Raw genomic sequence first — 21061 nt, 5'->3', positions numbered from 1 at the left:
AATCAACCAGCGCCTAACCCAAGAAAGGATCGAACCATGACCTCCGTAGCTGATGCCGTAAAAGCGATGCAAGCCAAGTTCAACCCAGCCGCTGCTGCCGGTCTGGATCTGGTTTTCGGTTTCAACATCACCGACGAAGACAAGCACTACGCGCTGATCGTCAAAGACGGTACTTGCGACATCCAGGAAGGTGAAAACCCGGACGCCAACTGCACCCTGGTACTGGACAGCGCAACTCTGAAAGACATCGTCAGCGGTGAAACCGACGGCATGCAAGCGTTCATGGGCGGCAAACTGCGCGTTGAAGGCGACATGATGCTGTCGATGAAACTGTCCGAGCTGTTCCCGTCGTAAGACTTGGTTCGGTTTGAAGAAAATCCCGCCCCTGTGGCGGGATTTTTGCGTCTGGCCCCTGTAGGAGCTGCGGCACGCTGCGATCTTTTGCTTTTAAAAATCAAAGTCAAAAGATCGCAGCCTCGTTTCACTCGACAGCTCCTACAGGATTTGCGCCAGCCTCGCCTCCACATTGGATGCCGCCAGCAGCTCCTGCGTATAGGGATGCTGCGCATCGCTGAACAGCGCACGGGTCTCGCCACGCTCCAACACTTCGCCCTCCTTCATCACAATCAGGTCATGGGCCAACGCCCGTACCACCGCCAGGTCATGACTGATGAACAGGTAAGTCAGCCCGTGCTGTTCCTGCAGTCGCCGCAATAAAGCAACGATCTGCTTCTGCACCGTGCGATCCAGTGCCGACGTCGGCTCATCGAGCAGAATCAGATCAGGCTTGAGCACCAGCGCCCGAGCGATGGCAATCCGTTGCCGCTGGCCACCGGAAAACTCGTGCGGATAGCGATGTCGGGTGGCCGGATCCAGACCCACTTCACGCAGCACATCGATCACCGCCTGCTCACGCTCGGCAGCATTCAAGTCGCTGTGTACCTGCAAGCCCTCGGCAATGATCTGCTCCACACACAGCCGCGGACTAAGGCTGCCGAACGGATCCTGAAACACCACTTGCAGGCGTTTGCGCAGTGGCCGCAACTGCTTGCCGCTCAACTGCTCCAGCGCCTCACCGGCAAAGCGAATGCTGCCCTCGGCGTGGATCAGGCGCAAAATCGCCTGGCCCAATGTCGATTTGCCCGAGCCCGACTCGCCGACAATCCCCAGCGTCTTGCCGCGCTGCAGGTTCAGATCAATGCCCTTGACCGCCGCCAGCCAAGTCTTCGGCCGCAGCCAACCGCCCCCCAGGCGAAAACGCACATGCAGATCGCGCACCTGCAACAAGTCCTGCGCCACATCCCGGCACAGCGCTTCGCCCCCCGGCTCGGCGTTGAGCAATTCGATGCTGTAGGGATGCTGCGGCGCGCGGAACAGCTGCTCGCACGACGCCTGTTCGACGATCCGCCCACCGCGCATCACCGCCACCCGCTGTGCGATGTTGCGCACCAGATTCAGGTCATGACTGATGATCAACAGCGCCATGCCCAAGCGCTGCTGCAAGTCCTTGAGCAAAAGCAGAATCTTGCGCTGCACGGTCACGTCCAGCGCAGTGGTTGGTTCGTCTGCGATCAACAATTGCGGCTCGCAGGCCAGCGCCATGGCGATCATCACCCGCTGGCGCTGGCCGCCGGAAAGCTGATGTGGATAGGCCTTGAGCCGTTCGCGCGGTTTCTGAATGCCGACCAGTTCGAGCAGTTCAAGAATCCGTTCACGGGCCTGCGCGCCGGCCAGGCCTTTGTGCAGCGCCAGGCTCTCACCGAGTTGCCGTTCGATCGTATGCAGTGGATTCAGCGAACTCATCGGCTCCTGAAAAATCATCGCGATCCGGTTGCCCCGTAACTGGCGCATATAGCGCTCATGCACGCCGAGCAGCTCTTCCCCGGCATAACGAATGCTGCCGTCGATCCGCGTGATGTTCGGGTCGAGCAATTGCAGGATGCTGTGGGCGGTCACCGATTTGCCCGAGCCGGACTCGCCGACCAGCGCCAGGCATTCGCCCGGACGAATATCGAGGTCGATGCCATGCACCACTGGCTGGCCGTTGAACGCTACACGCAGGTCGCGGATTTCGATCAGGTTATCGCTCATCTCAAGTCCTCGGATCATAAGCATCTCGGCAGGCCTCACCGATGAACACCAACAGAGAAAGAATCAGCGCCAGGGCAAAAAATGCCGTCAGCCCCAACCACGGCGCTTGCAGATTGCTCTTGCCCTGGCCGATCAGTTCGCCCAGCGACGCGCTACCGGCGGGCATGCCGAAACCGAGAAAATCCAGCGCCGACAAGGTCGCGATGGCTCCGGTGAGAATGAACGGCAGATAGGTCAGGGTTGCGCTCATGGCGTTGGGCAGGATGTGCCGCCTGATCACCTGCGCATCGCCAACCCCCAGCGCCCGCGCGGCTTTCACGTATTCCAGGCCGCGGCTGCGCAGGAACTCGGCGCGCACTACATCGACCAGGCTCAGCCAGGAAAACAGCGCCATGATCCCCAGCAACCACCAGAAATTCGGCTCGACGAACCCGGACAGAATGATCAGCAGATACAACACAGGCAGCCCCGACCACACTTCCAGCAAGCGCTGCCCGAGCAGATCGACCCAGCCGCCGTAATAGCCTTGCAAGGCACCGGCCGCAATGCCGATCAGCGCACTGGCAGCAGTCAGCGCCAAGGCAAACAGCAGCGACACCCGCGTACCGAAGATCACCCGCGCCAGCACATCCCGCGCCTGATCGTCGGTGCCCAGCCAGTTCTCGCCGCTCGGCGGACTCGGCGCCGGCTCGGTCAGGTCATAGTTGACCGTATCGAAACCGAACGGGATCGGCGCAAACCACATCCGCCCACCCTGCCCCTCGATCAGTTGCCGTACCTGTGCGCTGCGATAGTCCGGCTGGAACGGCAGTTCGCCGGCGAAATCCTGTTCGGTGTAGCGTTTGAACGCCGGGAAATACCACTGGCCCTGATACTCGACCAGCAGCGGTTTGTCATTGGCGATCAGCTCGCCGCCCAGGCTCAGGCCGAACAACAGCAGAAACAGCCACAACGACCACCAGCCACGCCGATGCGCCTTGAACCGCGCCCAGCGCCGCTGTCCGATGGGAGATAGGGTCAGCATCAGGCAGTCCTCGCGGTGAAGTCGATGCGCGGGTCGACCAGCGTATAGCACAGGTCGCCGAGCAGTTTTATCAGCAGGCCGAACAGGGTGAAGATGAACAGCGAACCGAACACCACCGGATAGTCGCGAGACACCGCCGCCTCGTAACTGAGACGGCCGAGGCCATCGAGGGAGAAGATCACTTCGATCAGCAACGAACCGCCGAAAAACACCGTCACCAGTGCCTGCGGCAGTCCGGCGACCACCAGCAGCATCGCGTTGCGAAATACATGGCCGTATAACACCTGGCGCTGACTGAGGCCCTTGGCCCGCGCCGTCACCACGTACAGGCGCGAGATCTCATTGAGAAAGCTGTTCTTGGTCAGGATTGTCAGCGTGGCGAATCCGCCGATCACCAGCGCGGTGACCGGCAGCACCAGATGCCAGAAGTAATCGGCAACCTTGCCCCACGGCGACAGCTCGGCGAAGTTGTCCGAGACCAGCCCGCGCACCGGAAACCAGTCCAGCGCGGAGCCGCCGGCAAACACGATGATCAACAGCAGCGCGAACAGAAACCCCGGCATCGCGTAGCCGATGATGATCGCCACGCTGCTCCAGACATCGAACGCCGAACCGTTGTGCACGGCCTTGCGAATGCCCAGCGGAATCGACACCAGGTAAGTGATCAACGTGGCCCACAAGCCCAGTGACAAGGTCACCGGCAGCTTCTGCCAGATCAGCTCGGTGACGCTGGCGCCACGGAAAAAGCTCTGGCCGAAATCCACTTGCGCGTAGCTTTTGAGCATCAGCCACAGGCGCTCACCGGCGGGTTTGTCGAAGCCGTACTGACGCTCGATATCGGCCACCAGTTTCGGGTCGAGACCCCGGGTGGCGCGGGATTCGCCACCAATGGTTTCGACATGACCACCGCCCACCGCCGCGCCGACACCGATACCCTGCAAGCGCGCGATCGCCTGCTCGACCGGGCCACCCGGTGCGGCCTGCACGATGACGAAATTGACCAGCAGAATCGCCAACAAAGTCGGCACGATCAGCAACAGACGCCGCAGGCTATAACCCCACATGGGCGTACTCCTTCTGCTGTTGCTGCATCTGTGTGGCGGTTAGCGCCGTCGGGCTGATTTCCCACCAGGTATCGAGCCCGGCGTCATACAGCGGCGCCGTTGCCGGACGACCAAAACGGTTCCACCACACCGTGGAAATCCCCGGCGGGTAATAGTTGGGAATCCAGTAGTAACCCCACTGCAGCACCCGATCCAGCGCATGGGCATGGCGTAACAGGCTTTCGCGGTTGTCGGCCTGTACCAGCCCTTCGAGCAAGGCATCGACGGCGGGATCGCGCAACACCATGTAGTTGTTCGAACCGGGATCGTCGGCGCCGTCGGAGCCGAAGTAATTGAACATCTCGCGCCCCGGCGCCTGACTCACCGGGTAGCCGACCACGATCATGTCGTAGTCGCGATTGCGCACGCGGTTGGTGTATTGCGCGGTGTCGACCTGACGAATATCGAAGCCGATGCCGATCTGCGCCAGGTTGCGCTTGAACGGCAGCAGCAGCCGTTCAAAGCCCTTCTGACCGTTGAGAAAGGTGAACTGCAACGGCTCGCCATTGGCGTTCACCAACTGATCGCCGCGAGGTTTCCAGCCGGCGGCTTCCAGCAGTTTCAGTGCCTGCAACTGCTCGGCGCGGATGTTGCCGCTGCCGTCGGTTTTCGGCGCTTCGAAGACTTGGGTGAATACCTCGTCGGGGATCTTGCCGCGCCACGGTTCGAGGATTTGCAGTTCCTCGGCGTCCGGCAACTCGGTGGCCGCCAATGCGCTGTGCGAGAAGTAACTGCGCTGGCGCAGGTACATGCTGCGCATCATCTGCCGATTGCTCCACTCGAAATCCCAGAGCATGGCGATCGCCTGCCGCACCCGGCGATCCTGAAACACGGGTTTTTGCAGGTTGAACACGAAACCCTGCGAACCCTGCGCGGCACCCGGCGCCAGATGTTCGCGGAGCAATTTGCCCTGCTCCAGCGCCGCGCCGGCATAGCCGATGGTGTAACTGGTCGCGGAAAACTCGCGGTTGTAATCGAAGCCGCCAGCCTTGAGGACTTGCCGGGAAACATCGGTGTCGGCGAAGAACTCCACGCTCAGGTGATCGAAGTTATAGAGACCACGAGTGATTGGCAGGTCCTTGGCCCACCAGTCGGCGACACGCTGAAATTTCACGCTGCGCCCGGCATCCACCACGCTGATCCGGTACGGGCCGCTGCCCGGCGGGATCTCGAAACCGGCGCCCTCGGCGAAGTTGCGCGTGCGCCACCAGTGTTCCGGTAACACCGGCAGCGTTGCCAGATCCAGCGGCAAGGTGCGGCTGTCGTTGTTCTTGAAGTTGAAGCGCACTTGCGTTGGCGACTCCACCACCACGTCGGCGACGTCACGAAACTGCTGGCGATATTTGAGGCTGCCCTGAGTGGTGAACAGTTCGAAGGTGTAACGCACGTCTTCGGCAGTGATTGGCGTGCCGTCGTCGAACCGGGCCTTCGGATTGAGGTAGAAGCGCAGCCAGCGACGATCCGCATCCAGCTCCATCTGCTGCGCCACCAGGCCGTAGACGCTGTAGGGTTCGTCCTTGCTGCGATAGGCCAGCGGCGCGTAGAGCCAGCCATCGATGTCGGCGACACCGGTGCCTTTGTCGATGTACGGAATCAGGTGATCGAACGGGCCGCTTTCCAGCGAGGAGCGACGCAGGGTGCCGCCCTTCGGAGCGTTGGGGTTGGCGTAAGCCAGGTGCTGAAAGTCCGGGGCGTACTTGGGGGCTTCGCCGTAGACCGTCAACGCGGGTTGTGCAGCGGCCCAAACGAATGGGCTTAGCAGCGCAAAAGCGCTGAACAGAATGAGCCTGGAGAGCATTGGCAGATCCTTTTTTCGCACGGTGCTGCTACTGGCCTCTTCGCTAGCAGGCTAGCTCCCACAGGTTCTTGCGTTGACACAGAACCCCTGTGGGAGCCATCTTGCTGGCGATGGCGGCGCAACAGTCACCAAACATCCTGCCTACCTGTGATGTGCAACAGGCCGGCATTTTTTATAGGGCAGGCTTAGATCAATAAGTGACTAAAACCCGCCCCTTCCATGAAATCCGATCCTTGTAGGAGCTGCCGCAGGCTGCGATCTGTTGATCTTTAACGTCAAAAGATCGCAGCCTGCGGCAGCTCCTACACAGAGCGGGTCAGAATTTGTAATTGACCCGCGTGTACAGCGTGCGCCCGAACGGGTCGCCGTACTTCGGGTCGTAGCCGCTCTGGAAGGTGTAGGTCTGGTTGCTGAACGGTGGCTCGCGGTCGAACAGGTTCTTCGCGCCGAGGGTCACGCTCAGGGTTTTGCGCCAGGTGTAGGTGCCGGCCAGATCCCAGACGTTGTACGAGCCGACGTAATCGTGGGTCTCACGGTCGGAGTCGTGGTAGCCGCTGGTGTAGCGGTTGGTCAGTGCCACACCGTAGGGGCCGTAGTTCCAGCTGCCGGTCAGGCTGTGGCGCCAGCGGGCCACGGCGCCGGCCGAGGAAAAATCGCCACCACGGAAATCTCCGAGCTTGTCGATGTAGTCGCCCTTGAGCTGCTGCTGGTACTCGTAACGGCTGACATAGGTGCCTTGCAGGCCAATGCCGAAGTTGCCGTACGGGGTGCTCGGCAAGCGGTAGTCGAAGCTGACGTCGACGCCATTGGTCTTGATCTTGCCGAGGTTGGCCAGGCCGGTGACGATGTGATCAATGGAGCCGTCCGGCTTGCGCACCAGACGATCCGGATACAGCTCCGGGTTTTCGAACACCGCCGATTCCGGGAATTCGGCGATCTGGTTGGCGATGTTGATCCACCAGAAATCCAGCCCGGTGCTCAGGCGCTCGAATGGTTGATAGACGAAACCGAGGGTGACGTTGCGCGCGGTTTCCGGGCTCAGGTCGGTGTTGCCACCGGTGCGGCTGTAGAACTGCTGGGCGCAGTCGCGGTTGGCGATCCCGCCGTTGCTCGGATTGCCACCGGCGCACAGCCGTGGGTCGTTGTAGTTGGCGACAGTGAAGGTGGTGAAATTGGGGTTGTACAACTCGTACAACGACGGTGCGCGGAAGCCTTCGCTGTAGGCGCCGCGCACCACCAGTTGCTTGAACGGCTGGAAGCGGAACGAGTATTTCGGGTTGGTGGTGCTGCCGAAGTCGCTGTACTTGTCGTGGCGCACGGCGGCGGACAACTCCAGGCTGTCGAGCACCGGCACGTTGACCTCGGCGTACTGCGCCGAGACGCTGCGATCCCCGGCGACGCTGGCATTCGGGTCGACGCCCAGGCTCTGCACATCGGCGGCGAACTGGGCGAAGTCCTGATGGAAATCTTCCTTGCGGTATTCGCCACCCAGCGCCAGTGCCGAAGGACCAGCGCCGAACCAGTCACCGATCTCACGACTGACACGCCCGTCTATCGCCTTGACCCGCCCTACCGCCGTCGAGTAATCGCCGTCCACCGCATTGGCTGCCAGCAGCGCCTGTCCGGCGGCGGTCTGCGCGCCAAACGGGTTGATGATGCCGTTGGCAATACCGGCGCTGACGGCGCGGTCGTTGACGTAACCGGCCTCGATGGCATTGACCACTTTGTTCTGGTTGTACGATGCACCGACGTTGTAGTCCCAACCAACCACGCTGCCGTCGAAGCTCAACAGCAAACGCTGGCCGGTGTTGTCGTCTTCATGCTGGCGCGCGCCAACGGCGGTTTCGCGCCAGTTCACATCCACCGGTTGCGTCGGGTCAAGGGCGAAACCGTTGGGGCCGGGGGTAATGCCGTTTCCGGGATAGAACGTCGTGCCGGGATTGACCTGATTGCCCATCAGCGTACCGGGGCCGATCTGCGTGCGGTTTTCGTTACGTGCCCAGAAGTATTCGAGGCTGACGTTGTGATCATCCGCGAGCTTGCCGGTGGCTTTGGCGAAAGCCGAGGTCTTCTCGGTTTCCGGCACCAGATCGAGGTAGTTCCACAGGCTCTGGCGGCAGATGCCATTGCGCGCCAGCAGGCCTGGGGCGTTGCAGCCGGTACCGGCCAGCGGGTTGGTGGCGTTGCTGCCCTGACTCCAGTTGGCCGGCGATGCGGTGCCGGAGGTGTAATCGAGGCCGCGTCCCGGCTGATAGTTGTAGGTGTAGCCGCGATCCTCGGCAGCCAGGCGTTGCTGCTTGTCATGACTGACCACGCCGAACACGTTGAAACGATCATCCTGCAAATCGCCGAAGCCCCAACTGCCGCTGAAGTTACGACTTTCCCCACCACCGGAATGGGTCGGCGTGTCGTAGTTGGTGCTCAGTTGGCCTTCGGTGAGACTGGTCTTGGTGATGAAGTTGATCACCCCGCCGATCGCATCGGTGCCGTACAACGCCGAAGCGCCGTCACGCAGTACTTCGACGCGATCAATGGCGGCGAACGGAATGGTGTTCAGGTCAACCCCGGAGCCATTGATCGCATTGGTCGCGTTGTTGCTCAGCCGCCGACCATTGAGCAGCACCAGCGTCTTGTTCGGGCCGATGCCACGCAAATCGGCATACGACGCCCCGCCGCTGCTCGAACCTACCGAACGACCAGAGCCGACTGAAGACTGGTTGGCGGAAATCCGGCTCACCAGTTCTTCGGTGGTGCTCACCCCCTGCTCGCGCAATTCTTCAACTCGCAGAATGGTGACCGGTACTGCAGTTTCCGCATCGACCCGACGAATCGCCGTACCGGTGACTTCGACCCGTTGCAATTGGGTTGTCGGCTCGTCGGCAGCGATTGCCGGCAAGGTATTGATCGCCAGCAGCAAGGCCAGGCTCAAACGGGATCTAACGGGTGAAAAATGGATCATGAACAGCCATCCCTGCGTTTTGGTTTATGCAGGGATGTGCAATGGACAGCAGGGTTTTATAGAGCCCGATTTAGACCGTTGGGTGATGAGGTTATGCAAAAAGAATGGCACGTGTGGATCAAGCCAGCTCCATCTCCCTCAGCAACCGGGTATCCAGCCCAAACCGCTCTTGGGAAACCATCCTGAACTGCCCCTCCGCCAACTCGCAGCTCACCAGCAGATTCCACGAGTGCCGGGCCGCCGCCGAGGGGATCAGTACAAACGGATGCTCTGCCAATAACGCATCGGCGAACTGTTGTTGATTGGGTGAAGGCTTGGCGGGGCTCAACCAATAAGGATTCGGCACATCCTCCGGCTGGACGATTTTCACTTTTGCTTCGCTGATGACTTCAAAACACGTGAGCACGTAAGGTTCACTGTCCAGCGCATCAAAGCTGTGATGAGCTGCCACCTCCAGAATGGCCGACGACGGATCGACCGATGCATAAACGACTCGCCGCCCGGGTTTGTTCCATCGGCCACCATTGAGATTCGAACCCATCCCGCTGTCCCACGTCCCACCATAAATCTCGGAGTCCAGCCGCCAGGCATACCACTGCTCGTCCCAGGGCAAGGGATTCATGTGTAAACCCCGTATATCAGTTGCCCGAGATACTGCTCCACCATCTGAAACCCCAGTGAATGCCGGATAAACTCCGCGGGTACGCGTCCGTTAAGGTAGGTGCTGGGTTTGCGCAGCCACTCCTCGGCCCGTGACTGGCGCCCGAAGGCGCGAATGGCCTTTTCCAGCACCAACGCATATTGGTAGGCGACGACGCTCTGCTGCGGGTCAAGCCGTATCGTTTTACCTTCCTTCAGTAATCGCCGTACGGTGCTGACCGACTTGCCGGTGATGCGTTTGACCATGTCGCCTTGCAGATAAAGCTCAGAGGTTGAAAGCATGTTGACGACATCGTTCAGCTCAAAACCTTCGTCGGTCAGGTCAACAATCAGAAAGGCGTCGTCGCTTATGTTCCGGCCATGGACGAGCAAGTCGACAGGTCTGCCCTCGGCCCTCTTCACCCCCGTAAGCCGGGGTATCTTGACACTGGGCATTTCGACCTCCTCCATGGGGCATCTGGCACGATCGGTGCGCCAGTGAAGGCGATGGGAATAAGCAGGCGTTTCGTATTCGAGGTGGGGAGTTCGCATAATCCATCCGTTATCAGAGGCCTGAGCGTCCAAGCCGTTTACGACTTCAATGTCATGTCCGATGCTATAGATCATGCTTCCGACGACCAACCTGAGAATGTCGTCGGAAATATCCCCGTTTCTGCGAAAAAATCTTCCGTTTCCGTAGGACGTTACTCACGCATACCGTGTGCTCAACTGCCGAAGTGATAACTCACATCCAGCCACCACTGCCGCCCGTACGGATCGTAGTTGCCGGTCGGGTAATACGGCCAGCCGGCCGAGTCATCGTGTTTGATCTGGTTGAGCACGTTGTTCACGGTCAGGCCGACGCTGGCACGGTCGTTGAGCTTGTAGCGAGCGCTGGCGTTGAACACCGTCCATGGCGACAGACGCCCGTCGCCCGCGCCGTTGGTCACCGAGCCGTAACGAATGCCCATCAGCGTCGCTGTGGCCTTCTGGTAATCCCAGGTCAGGCTGGCGTTGACCTTGCTGCGCCAGTCGTAATTGGTCCGCGAAGTGCGCCAGTCCTGAGTCGGCGCCTCGTCGGATTCCTTGTAGAAATGCGAAAGCACCAGGGTATAGCCCAGCGCCGAGCTGAACGCGCCGTACTGGCCGGCGCCCCAGCGGATGTTGCTCTTGAAGTCCAGACCACTGACCCGCTCGCTGGCGGCGTTGATCGCGTTGACCCGCACCCGTTGCAACTGATTCGGATCGATGGCGGCAGTGCCCGGGTTGCGATCGATGCGCGCCAGGGTCGACTGGCAGTTGGCAGAGTTGATGTCCTGGGTGCCGTTGCGGCATTCGTTTTCTTGCTGCAACAGGCGGTTTTCGTCGACGGTGGTCAGCAGGTCGTCGATCTCGACACGCCAGAAATCGGTGGAGAAATCGAAGTTGCGCGACGGCGACCAGACAAAACCATAGGTCCAGGATTTGCCGCGCTCGGACTCAAGATCCGGGGTGCCGCTCTGGGTGTAGTCGACCCGCCCACGATCACACGCGCCCTGCACGCCCTGGCTGCAACCGTAGTAGTCGATCTGCGCCGGGTAGTAACCGTTGCTGTCGGATTGGTAGATGTAATTCAGGTCCGGCGCGCGGAAACTGGTGCCGTAACTGCCGCGCAGCAACAGGCTGGTGATCGGGCGCCATTCGAGGCCGAGGTTATAGGTTTTCTGCTGCTCGCTGCGGCCGCTGAATTTGTATTGGTCCCAACGCCCGGCGGCGGTAGCCAGCACAGTGTCGGTGACCGGAATGCTGAACTCGCCGCCCGCCGCGTAGCGCTTGCGCGAACCACCGGAGCTTTGCGCCGGGCTCACACCATAAAAAGTGCCGTCATTCAGGCCGTCATCCGGATCGACGCGATACTCCTGCTTGCCCGCTTCCAGCACGCCGGCAAATCCGACCGGGCCGGCCGGCAGGTCAAACAAGTCGCCATTGATCGAGGCGTTGTAGCTGGTGGAAACCGACTTGCTGTTCTGGGTCAGGTTGCTGCGAAACTGCTCCCATTCTTGTGGCGTCAGCGGGCGATCGAGACGCGAGGCGTCCGGGGCGAATACCGGGTAACCGCCACTCACGCCCAATTGCGGGCCAAGGTAGAAATCCTGAATCGATGACAGCGGCGTGTAGCGCGTGGTTCTGACGCTGCGATATTCCGAGCGGTTGGCCGCCAGATCGTAGCTCCAGCCGGTGTCGGCGATCTTGTCCGAGAGGCCGAGGGTGCCGGTCCAAGAAGTGTCGGTCCACTTGCTGTTGTTGCTGGTCCGCCCGCCGATTTCCTCTTCACCGTAACGCCGATACCAGCGCTCAAGATTGCCGCTGTTCTGGTTAATGAAATCCGGCGAAGTAAACGTCGGACCACGGGTGTTGTTCTGGATGTGATCAAGGCCATACATCAAGTCGGCAAACACCTGACCGCTGTCGCTGAAGTGCCAGGTGCCGCGGGTGTAGCCGTCGTAGTTTTCCTTTTGCGTCTGAATGGTCCAGTAATCGTTGTACATCTGATCGGTGCGGCAACGGCCAGCGTTGTTCAACAGCTTGTTGTCGAAGGTGCCTTGATAGGCGCCGCAACCGGGGCCGAGGTAGCGGTTGTTGCTCAGGTCGCGACGGTAACCGACATCCGCCAGCGGGCCGCTCTGCATGAAGCCGCGATCGTCGGCCCAGATCGAATCGCGGTTGGTCAGCTCCAGACCGAACAGGCCATCGAAGTCGCCCCAACTGCCACCACCGCTGATTTGCAGACGCTGATTGTCGCCTCCGCCACGCTCGCTGGTGCCGCCCTTGAGATTGACGTCGATGCCATTGATCTGCTTCTTGAGGATGATATTGACCACCCCGGCAATCGCGTCCGAACCGTAGATTGCCGAGGCGCCGCTGCTTAGAATTTCGATACGTTCGATGACTGCCGAGGGAATGTTCGCCAGGTTGGTGAAGTTGACCTTGCCATCGTATGGCGTCGGGTAATCGGCGACGCGCCGGCCGTTGATCAGCACCAGCGTGTGATTGGGTCCGAGACCGCGCAGGTTGATTGCGCTGGCCGCCGGCTGCCAGGTGTTGCCATAGTCCTCGCCTTGGGTCATGCCAGTGTTTTGCGTCTGCGTCGCCAGGGCGTCATAGACGTTCTTGTAGCCGCGCGCTTCCATCTCCTCGTGGGTGATGACGTTGACCGGGGTCGCGCCATCACTCTGCGCGCGGGCGATTCGCGAGCCGGTGACGGTGACTTTTTCCATGCGGTAATCGGCGCTGGTGGCCGGGGCCACGGCGCTGACTTTGGCCGCCACTGGCGTGCTCGCTGCGCCTTCGCGCACACTCAGGCCCTGAGCACTTTGCTCGACTTGCAGGCCACTGCCGAGCAACGCTTTTTCAACGGCCTGACGCCCGCCCAAGGCACCGCGCACCGCACTGCTGCGTTTGCCTTGCACCAGGTTCTGGCTGAAGGAAATCGGTACGCCGGTCTGGCGCGAGATATCCAGCAAGACCTCATCGAGCGGGCCGCTGGCGATGTCGAAGGTGTAGACCTGCGTCGCAGAATCCTGCGCATACACCGCGATCGGCCCTAGCCCCACTGCCAGTGCAGCGGCGAGGGTCAGGCGCGGTAATTGTTGTTTGAATGAAATCATCAAGGGCTTCCCTGTTGAAGGCGTCTGCAGGGAATGAGCAGCGGGCCGGCGCTTTTTATAGGGCGGCGATTAGGCCAAGAAGTCATAACCCTATAACCGGCATACACGTACCTCTGTGTAGGAGCTGCCGCAGGCTGCGATCTTTTGATCTTGAAAAACAAAGTCAAAAGATCGCAGCCTTCGGCAGCTCCTACAGGGTGTTAGGTGGAATTGAGGGTTCGATGCTGACCCAGTAAGGGTTGTGCCAGGTGACGCGGATCGGCAGCGAGCGCTCCAGCAGTTGCAGAGTGCGGTCGCTGTCATCGAGCGGATAGAGGCCGCTCAGGCGCAGATCGGCCACCTCGGGACTCAGATGCAGAATGCCCCGGCGATAGCGGCGCAGGCTGTCGATCACTTCGCTCAGCGGCCGGTCGCGCACTTCCAGGCGACCTTGCACCCAGGCACTTTCCTGGCCGGTGCTGCGCTCCAGAGCCAGAATGTCCTGGGCGTTGAACAGCAGGCTCTCCCCCGCCTCCAGCACTTGCCGCGCACCGCCGGCGGTGACCACTTCGACCTGCGAGTGCAGCATCACCAGCCGCGTAGCATCGTCACCCTGTTGCACCAGAAATTTCGTCCCTAGCGCCCGCATCCGCCCGTGTTCGGTCGCGACCACAAACGGCCGCGCAGGATCCCTGGCCACATCCACCAGCAACTCACCCGAGCGCAACGCCAGCAAGCGTTGAGTCGCATCGAATTGCGCCACCACCTGCGTCCGCGCATTCAGGCTCAACGCACTGCCATCCTCCAGAGTGAAATCGCGCCGCTCACCGGTGCCGGTCGCCAACTCCCCCGCTTCCGGCAGCCAGCCATAGCGGCGTCCGAGCAGACCGGCCAGCACAGCGATGCCGAGCACGCCCAAGCTGCCACTGACAAAGCGCCGCCGGCTCGACGGCGCATTCAGGCTGTGCAGCAGACTGTTGCGCGGCAGCCCGCGCAAGGTCGGGCTGCGCAGCAGGTTAAGGCCGCCACCCATTTGTTCGATGATCCGCTGATGGCGCGGATCAGCCGCGCGCCACGCTTCGAACGCCGCACGCTCGCCAGCGCTGGCCTCGCCGGACTGCAGCAGCGCCATCCACTGCGCCGCCTCATCGATCACCGCCTCGTCCGGCCTCATGCCTGCATCGCCTGATAGCAGCGTTTGAACGCCTCGACCATGTATTGCTGCACCCGACTGGTGGAAACCCCGAGCCGTTCGCCGATTTCGCTGTAGGTCAAACCGTCGAGCTGATGGTAGAGAAACGCGGCTTTGGCCTTGGCCGACAAGCCATTGAGCAAGCGATCGACCGCCAGTAACGCCTCGATCACCAACGCGCGTTCTTCCGGTGATGGATGCACCGGTTCCGGCGCCAGCGCCAGGCTTTCCAGGTAGGCACGTTCGAGATCCTGGCGACGCCAGCCTTCATAGACCAGCCGCCGGGCGATGGTGGTCAGCAGCGCTCGGGGTTCGCGAATCGCGCTCGGATCCGGCAAAGCCAGCACCCGTAAAAATGTTTCCGAGGCGATGTCCTGCGCGCTGTACGGGCAACCCAGCGTGCGGCCAACGGCAGCGCACAGCCAGCGATAGTCCTTTTGGAACATTTGCCCAATCATCCGGTAATGCGGGTTTTGAACATCACCCATGCCTTGCTCCCTGAAACGGGTCCCACCCGCTGCGAAAAACCATCGTTCTGCCGGGATCGTCCGGCTCTTGATCAGGCGCGACTGTGCAATAGCGTTGCGTACATTTGAAGTAATAAAAAATCAGGACAAACAAACCTTTGAGAATAAGACGTTCCGTCGCTGCAGAAATATTGACTGACACAACGTTGACCCCGATCAGTTGCCAGCGCTGAAGCACTGACTAATCTGCGCGCTCCATCGAACGCCAAGGACGGCTCACCGGGAGCCCGCGGCTATCCCTTCAAGGAAGAAAACCATGCGATCACTGAAGATTATTCTGCTGTCATCGGCCTTCAATGGCCTGACTCAACGCGCCTGGCTGGAACTGCGTCAGGCCGGGCACTCGCCCAGCGTCGTGGTGTTCACCGACGAGGCGTCGGTGTGCGAACAGATCGAACACAGCGGCGCCGATCTGGTGATCTGTCCGTTCCTCAAGGACCGCGTGCCGTATGCGCTGTGGAGTAATGCGCAGCGCCCGGTGGTGATCATCCACCCGGGCATCGTCGGCGATCGTGGCGCCAGCGCACTGGACTGGGCGATCACCAACGAACTGACGCGCTGGGGCGTGACCGCGCTGCAAGCAGTGGAAGAAATGGACGCCGGTCCGGTCTGGGCCACCTGCGAATTCAATTTGCCGTCGGGTTTGCGCAAATCCGAGCTGTACAACGGTCGGGTCAGCGATGCGGCGATTCGCTGCATTCGCGAAGTGGTCGAGAAATTCATCGACGGCTTCGTTCCGGTCGCACTGGATTACACCGACCCAAAAGTCCGCGGCCGCTTGCAGCCAAACATGAAGCAGGACGATCGCACCTTCAGCTGGCACGACTGCTCGCGCTTCATCAAACGCTGCATCGACGCCGCGGACGGCCAGCCCGGGGTCCTGGCGAGTCTGGCCGGCGGGCAGTATTACGTGTACGACGCGCACCTCGATCAGCGCACCGGCATTCCCGGCAAGATCCTCGCGGTGCATGACGACGCGGTGCTGGTCGCCACCGGCGATCACAGCCTGTGGATCGGCTCGTTGCGGCGCAAACCGCTGCCCGGCGAAGAGACCTTCAAGCAACCGGCGCGGCATGTGCTGGCCGGGCAACTGGAAGGCGTGCCGACCCTCGACTGGTCGATCGCCAGCGAGCCGTTCAACGACGAGGCGTATCAGCCGATCCGCTACCGCGAATCCGGGCATGTCGGGGAGTTGACGTTCGAGTTCTATAACGGCGCGATGAGCACCGAACAGTGTCAGCGCATGGTTGAAGCGCTGCGCTGGGCCAAGTCTCGGGACACCCGCGTGCTGTTGCTCAAGGGCGGACGCGGCAGCTTTTCCAACGGTGTGCACCTGAACGTGATCCTGGCCGCGCAGGATCCGGGCGCTGAAGCGTGGGCAAATATTCAGGCGATCAACGATGTCTGCGCCGAATTGCTCAGCGCGCGACAACTGGTGGTCAGCGGCGTGACCGGCAATGCCGGGGCCGGCGGCGTGATGCTCGCACTGGCTGCCGACATCGTGTTCGCCCGCGCCGACATCGTGCTCAATCCGCATTACAAGAGCATGGGCCTGTATGGCTCGGAATACTGGACCTACAGCCTGCCCCGCGCCGTCGGCCCGGCGATGGCCGAGCAACTGACCCAGGCCTGCCTGCCGGTCAGTGCCACGCAGGCGCTGCAACTGGGCATGGTCCAGGAAATCGGCCCGCGCTGCCCGGATGAGTTTTCCTTGTGGTTGCTGCAACGCGCCAACGCGGCACTGACTGACCCGACCTATGCCGCGGTGCGTGAACGCAAGTTGCGGGTGGATCAGGTGCTGATCGAGCAATGTCGGGAAAACGAGCTGCAGGAAATGCAGGAAGACATGCTCTACAACCGCAACCAGTTTGCCGAGAAGTGCCGCCACTTCGTCTACAAGCGCAAAGCCTGCGGCACGCCGGCGCGATTGGTCGAGGAATGGGCGCGGGTGCGCAAGGTTGAGTTGGCGGGTTGATGCCTGGGTGACTGCGCGGGCCTCTTCGCGAGCAGGCTCGCTCCCACAAGGGTACTGCGTCGTTCGCAAAATCCATGTCTATCGCAGAACCCTTGCAGGGGTGAGCCTGTTCGCGATGAACGATGACGCGGTGGCGAGCCGGCACTTACAATGCCCGCACCTCAGACACCGGCCCGCCCATGGATATCGACCTCGCCCGCACCTTTCTGGAAATCGTTCGCCACGGCAGTCTCGCGGCGGCGGCGCAGAAGTTGTTCGTCACGCAGACGGCGATCACCGCCCGGGTGCAGAAACTCGAAAGTCAGCTGGGCAGTACGCTGTTCGTGCGCAACCGCGCCGGGGCAAAACTGACCGCCAATGGCGAGGCCTTCGTGGTCTACGCCAATCAACTGGTGCAGACCTGGGAAGCCGCGCGGCGCGACCTGCCGTTGCTGGACGGCTATCACAACGTGCTGCACATCGGCGGCGAAGTCAGCCTGTGCAACCCGTTGATGCTCAGCTGGGCCGCCGAACTGCGCGAGAAGATCCCCGGCCACGCCCTGCGCATGGAAATCCGCGACGGTGAAAACCTGTTGCGCCAACTCGAACTCGGCGTGCTCGATGCTGCGCTCGTCTATCAGCCGGAATACTGGCCCGGCCTGCAGGTCGAGCAGGTGCTGGAAGAAAAACTGATTCTGGTGCGTGCACCGAACCGTCCGGATCCCTACGTCTACATCGACTGGGGGCCGGATTTCCGTCGTCAGCACGACGCCGCCCTGCCGGACAAGGCCAAAGCTGCGCTGAGTTTCAACCTCGGCCCGCTGGCCCTGCAATACATCCTCGAACATGGCGGTAGCGGCTACTTCCGTACCCGTGTGGTGCGTAGCTATCTGGAAAGCGGCGCACTGGAAGCGGTGAGCAAAGCCCCGGAATTCGGTTATCCAACCTATCTGGTGTATGCCCGCGAGCGCGACTCGGCGACGCTGCAACAGGCGTTCGATCTGCTGCGCCAGGTGATCGCCACCGATGACGACTGGTCGCAGCGCTGGAACCCGTTGAGCTGAGTCGGCCGCTTTACACCGGAGCATGGCGCAACTGACCTCAAGGGCGGCCGGCACAAACGGCCGGATCGGCTAATCTGCCGGGTATAACAACAATACCCGCAGGTGAACGCAGTGAGGCAGACCACCGAGGCATTCCGCAGCCGCTACCGCGCGGCCATTCATCCGCTGTACAACCCGTGGCTGCACGGCGCTTTCGTGCTGCTGTTCGGCGTGCTGGCGCTCGGCGCTTTCTGGAGCAGCGCGCATCAGGTGCAGCCGCTGGAATGGCTGAGCGTGCCGCTGACCCTGCTGTTGTTCAACTTTGGCGTGTACATGGTTCATCGCCATCTCGGCCACCACAAAAAGACCTTCGCCAAGCTGTTCTACGCCCGGCATGCCGGCGACCATCACAGCTTTTTCACCCCCGGCCACATGACTTACGACGGCGCCCGCGACTGGCGGGTGATTCTGTTTCCGGCCTGGCTGATCGTCGTGCATACACTGATTTTCACCCTGCCGCTGTGGTGGCTGCTCGCCCAGTTCAACGCCAATGTCGCCGGGCTGTTCGGCGGTTGCATGGTCCTGGGTTATCTGGCCTACGAGGTGTTTCACGCCTGCGAGCATCTACCGTCGAATAATCCGCTGACCCGCCTGCCGTGGATCCGCCAGATGCGGCATCTGCACGAACTGCATCACCGCCGCGAGCGCATGCAGGAGCGCAATTTCAATATCGTTTTTCCGCTGATGGATTACCTGTTCGGCACCCTGTACTGGGAGCCGCCACCCGCCCCGTTGCGCTATTCGAGATCGCCCATGACCCGCATGCAGCACCAGATCGATATCGCCGGCGAACCGGTCGCCGTGCTTCGCTACGCCGCCAGTGTCAACCACTGGCCCGAGTGGCACCCGTCGTCGCTGAAAATCGACGGTCCGCAAGGCCCGCTGCATGCCGGCGCGCGTTTCGAAGAAGACATTCATGCCGGCGGGCGCGCCGGCCATTTGCGCTGGGAGGTCACCGAGTATCTGCCCGGCCGCCGCTGGTGCGCCAAGGCGCGGGGCGATCATGGTTTGTCGCTGCTGTTGACCTACGAGTGCGCGACGCAAGGCGACGGCACGCGTTTCGTGCGCACCCTGGATTATCAGTTCGATGGCCTTGGCATGCGCCTGGCCAATCTGCTGCTGCTCAAGCGCCGCATCGAACGTGAATCGGCGACCTCGATGCAGGCCCTGCGCGACATGGCGCTCAGGCACCTGACGCTGACGGGGCACCTTTCATGAAGCGCCTGCTGTTACTGCTGGTGATCCTCGTCATCGCATTTCTGCTACTGATGCCGACCAAGGTGCAGCCGGTGGCGTGGAAGCCGCCAGCGGCGCCGTCCCTAAGCGAAGGACCGTACGCGGAAAACCAACGGCTCAAAGCCGCCAAACAGGTTGGCCCGAGCGACATCGACGGCCCCGAGGCACTGCTGCTGGAAGGCGATTTCCTGATCACCGGCCTGCATGACGGGCGACTGATCCGCACCAGCCTCGATGGCAAATCGCGCCAAGTGCTGAGCGACACCGGCGGCCGGCCGCTGGGTCTGGCGCGGCATCCCAACGGTTTGCTGGTCATCGCCGACGCGGTCAAAGGTCTGCTGTCACTCGACGCTCAGGGTCAGTTGATTCCGCTGACCACCGAGGCCAATGGCCTGCCCTTCGGTTTTACCGACGATGTGGCCATCGACAAGTCCGGGCACCACGCCTATTTCAGCGATGCCAGCAGCCGTTGGGGCTACGGCCATGACGGCGAAGCGATCATCGAGCATGGCGGCAACGGACGTCTGCTGCGCTATGACTTCCAGACTGGCAAGACCAGCGTGCTGCTGGACAAACTGGAGTTTGCCAACGGCGTGACCCTCGGCCCGGATGACGCTTACGTGCTGGTCAATGAAACCGGCGCCTATCGCATCAGCCGCTATTGGCTGAGCGGCCCAAAGGCCGGGACACATGACCTGTTCATCGACAACCTGCCCGGGCTACCCGACAACCTCGCGTTCAATGGCAGCAATCGCTTCTGGGTCGCGCTCTATGCGCCGCGCAGTGCCCTGCTCGATGGCACCGCCGGGTATCCGTGGGTGCGTAAAGTGATCGTGCGCGCGCTGACGGTGCTGCCAAAACCGGTGGAAAAACGCGGGTTTGTCCTGGGGCTGGATCTTCAGGGCAAGGTGATCGCCAATCTGCAGGACGCCAGCAGCGGCAATTACTCGCCGATTACTACGGCGCGCGAGTATGGGGACTGGTTGTATCTGGGGTCGCTGAAGGCTACGCACATGGCGCGGTTGCCGTTGGCGGAGGCGTTGAAGTGAGTCTGGGCCAATGTGGGAGCGAGCCTGCTCGCGAAGGCGCTGTGTCAAGCAACGATGATGTTGAATGTGCTGGCCTCTTCGCGAGCAGGCTCGCTCCCACAGTTGAGATGTAATCCGCCTGTGGGAGCTGGCTTGCCAACGATAGCGGACTATCAGTTACCCGACCTGTCGAACTTGTCCGGATCTTCGTCTTCAGGAAGATCCTCGTCCGGCTCTTCGGGAAAAGTGGTCGTGTGTGCCGGGCTGTTGGGTTCCGGATGCGTGGGCACCGGGTCGAAACCGCCCTGCTCTTCACTGGGGAATCTGGGTTTGTTCATGGGGCACCTCGCAAAGAGTCGCTGAGTGAAGACTCTGTACTTTCGAGGTGCCGGTCGGGGGCTGCGTTCAGTCATTTCACCATTTTGAAGCGGTGAAGCGACTGACGGTCAGGATCGAGCCTGCAACTGCGCGACGATCTTGTCTTTGACCTGCAAGCGTTTCTCTTTGAGTTTCTTCAGGGTGTCATCGCTGGGTGCATCCGAGGTCGCCGTCTCGGCCTTGACTACTTCGGCGTCCGCCTGGGAATACTTGTTGATCAGTGCATCCAGAAATGGATCCTCGGTGCGTTTTTGCTGGACCTCTTCCTTCGTTAGCTTCAAATCCTGATACAGGTCATGAGTCACCGGCATGGAACACCTCCGTCAGTTGATCGGCAACCAACGCGACCGATTGCGCTGGCAGTTATCAGAATGGCCTTGGTCGGGCCGTTCTGTCGACCACC

Annotated in this window: 17 protein-coding genes; 5 read left to right on the top strand and 12 right to left on the bottom strand. The window is 61.3% G+C overall.

The window, feature by feature from the left end; translation table 11 throughout:
* Positions 1–36: 36 nt before the first annotated feature.
* Positions 37–354: an SCP2 sterol-binding domain-containing protein gene (locus tag LOY52_RS12070; protein ID WP_027613701.1), complete on the top strand. Its 318-nt coding sequence runs from the start codon at positions 37–39 to the stop codon at positions 352–354.
* Between the two features lie 141 nt (positions 355–495).
* On the opposite strand, the gene LOY52_RS12065 is transcribed toward LOY52_RS12070, so the two are convergent.
* From LOY52_RS12065 to LOY52_RS12020, 10 genes are all read right to left on the bottom strand, one after another.
* Positions 496–2091 (bottom strand): ABC transporter ATP-binding protein, encoded by a 1596-nt coding sequence (locus tag LOY52_RS12065; protein WP_258679625.1) that lies wholly within the window; start codon positions 2089–2091, stop codon positions 496–498.
* A gap of 1 nt (position 2092) precedes the next feature.
* Positions 2093–3115, bottom strand: a complete 1023-nt coding sequence (locus LOY52_RS12060; protein WP_258679624.1) for an ABC transporter permease — start codon at positions 3113–3115, stop codon at positions 2093–2095.
* A complete protein-coding gene (locus LOY52_RS12055; protein ID WP_258679623.1) occupies positions 3115–4179 on the bottom strand; it encodes a microcin C ABC transporter permease YejB in 1065 nt (354 codons plus the stop codon). The genes LOY52_RS12060 and LOY52_RS12055 overlap by 1 nt, the downstream gene beginning before the upstream one ends.
* Positions 4166–6016 carry an extracellular solute-binding protein gene (locus tag LOY52_RS12050; RefSeq protein WP_258679622.1) on the bottom strand — a complete coding sequence of 617 codons (1851 nt, stop codon included), beginning with the start codon at positions 6014–6016 and terminating at the stop codon, positions 4166–4168. Before LOY52_RS12050 ends, LOY52_RS12055 begins: the two co-directional genes overlap by 14 nt.
* 316 nt (positions 6017–6332) lie before the next feature.
* Positions 6333–8975 carry a TonB-dependent receptor gene (locus LOY52_RS12045; RefSeq protein WP_258679621.1) on the bottom strand — a complete coding sequence of 881 codons (2643 nt, stop codon included), beginning with the start codon at positions 8973–8975 and terminating at the stop codon, positions 6333–6335.
* Between the two features lie 118 nt (positions 8976–9093).
* Positions 9094–9597: an RES family NAD+ phosphorylase gene (locus LOY52_RS12040; RefSeq protein ID WP_258679620.1), complete on the bottom strand. Its 504-nt coding sequence runs from the start codon at positions 9595–9597 to the stop codon at positions 9094–9096.
* Positions 9594–10070 (bottom strand): MbcA/ParS/Xre antitoxin family protein, encoded by a 477-nt coding sequence (locus LOY52_RS12035; protein WP_258679619.1) that lies wholly within the window; start codon positions 10068–10070, stop codon positions 9594–9596. Before LOY52_RS12035 ends, LOY52_RS12040 begins: the two co-directional genes overlap by 4 nt.
* Before the next feature lie 269 nt (positions 10071–10339).
* On the bottom strand, positions 10340–13261 hold the full coding sequence (locus LOY52_RS12030; RefSeq protein ID WP_258679618.1) for a TonB-dependent receptor: 2922 nt from the start codon (positions 13259–13261) through the stop codon (positions 10340–10342).
* Between the two features lie 190 nt (positions 13262–13451).
* Entirely contained in the window at positions 13452–14414 is a 963-nt protein-coding gene (locus LOY52_RS12025) for a FecR domain-containing protein (protein WP_258679617.1), read from the bottom strand.
* Positions 14411–14920, bottom strand: coding sequence for a sigma-70 family RNA polymerase sigma factor (locus LOY52_RS12020; protein ID WP_258679616.1), 510 nt, complete (start codon positions 14918–14920; stop codon positions 14411–14413). Before LOY52_RS12020 ends, LOY52_RS12025 begins: the two co-directional genes overlap by 4 nt.
* A 295-nt stretch (positions 14921–15215) precedes the next feature.
* Here LOY52_RS12020 and LOY52_RS12015 point away from each other — a divergent pair, with 295 nt between their 5' ends.
* From LOY52_RS12015 to LOY52_RS12000, 4 genes are all read left to right on the top strand, one after another.
* A complete protein-coding gene (locus LOY52_RS12015) occupies positions 15216–16934 on the top strand; it encodes a hydrogenase maturation protein (RefSeq protein ID WP_258679615.1) in 1719 nt (572 codons plus the stop codon).
* Positions 16935–17113: 179 nt separating this feature from the next.
* Positions 17114–17977 (top strand): LysR family transcriptional regulator, encoded by an 864-nt coding sequence (locus LOY52_RS12010; protein WP_202368380.1) that lies wholly within the window; start codon positions 17114–17116, stop codon positions 17975–17977.
* 111 nt (positions 17978–18088) lie between these two features.
* On the top strand, positions 18089–19234 hold the full coding sequence (locus LOY52_RS12005) for an SRPBCC family protein (RefSeq protein ID WP_258679614.1): 1146 nt from the start codon (positions 18089–18091) through the stop codon (positions 19232–19234).
* Entirely contained in the window at positions 19231–20301 is a 1071-nt protein-coding gene (locus LOY52_RS12000; protein ID WP_258679613.1) for an SMP-30/gluconolactonase/LRE family protein, read from the top strand. Before LOY52_RS12005 ends, LOY52_RS12000 begins: the two co-directional genes overlap by 4 nt.
* 152 nt (positions 20302–20453) lie before the next feature.
* Here LOY52_RS12000 and LOY52_RS11995 read toward each other — a convergent pair whose 3' ends face one another.
* The gene (locus LOY52_RS11995; RefSeq protein ID WP_167734148.1) at positions 20454–20618 is read right to left on the bottom strand and encodes a hypothetical protein; all 165 of its coding nucleotides are present in this window, start codon (positions 20616–20618) and stop codon (positions 20454–20456) included.
* A gap of 108 nt (positions 20619–20726) precedes the next feature.
* Positions 20727–20969, bottom strand: coding sequence for a DUF465 domain-containing protein (locus LOY52_RS11990; RefSeq protein WP_027613686.1), 243 nt, complete (start codon positions 20967–20969; stop codon positions 20727–20729).
* Positions 20970–21061 lie beyond the last annotated feature (92 nt).

It is taken from the genome of Pseudomonas sp. B21-051 (assembly GCF_024748795.1).
Classification (GTDB): domain Bacteria; phylum Pseudomonadota; class Gammaproteobacteria; order Pseudomonadales; family Pseudomonadaceae; genus Aquipseudomonas; species Aquipseudomonas putida_A.
This window is presented reverse-complemented; position numbering and strand designations above follow the sequence as displayed.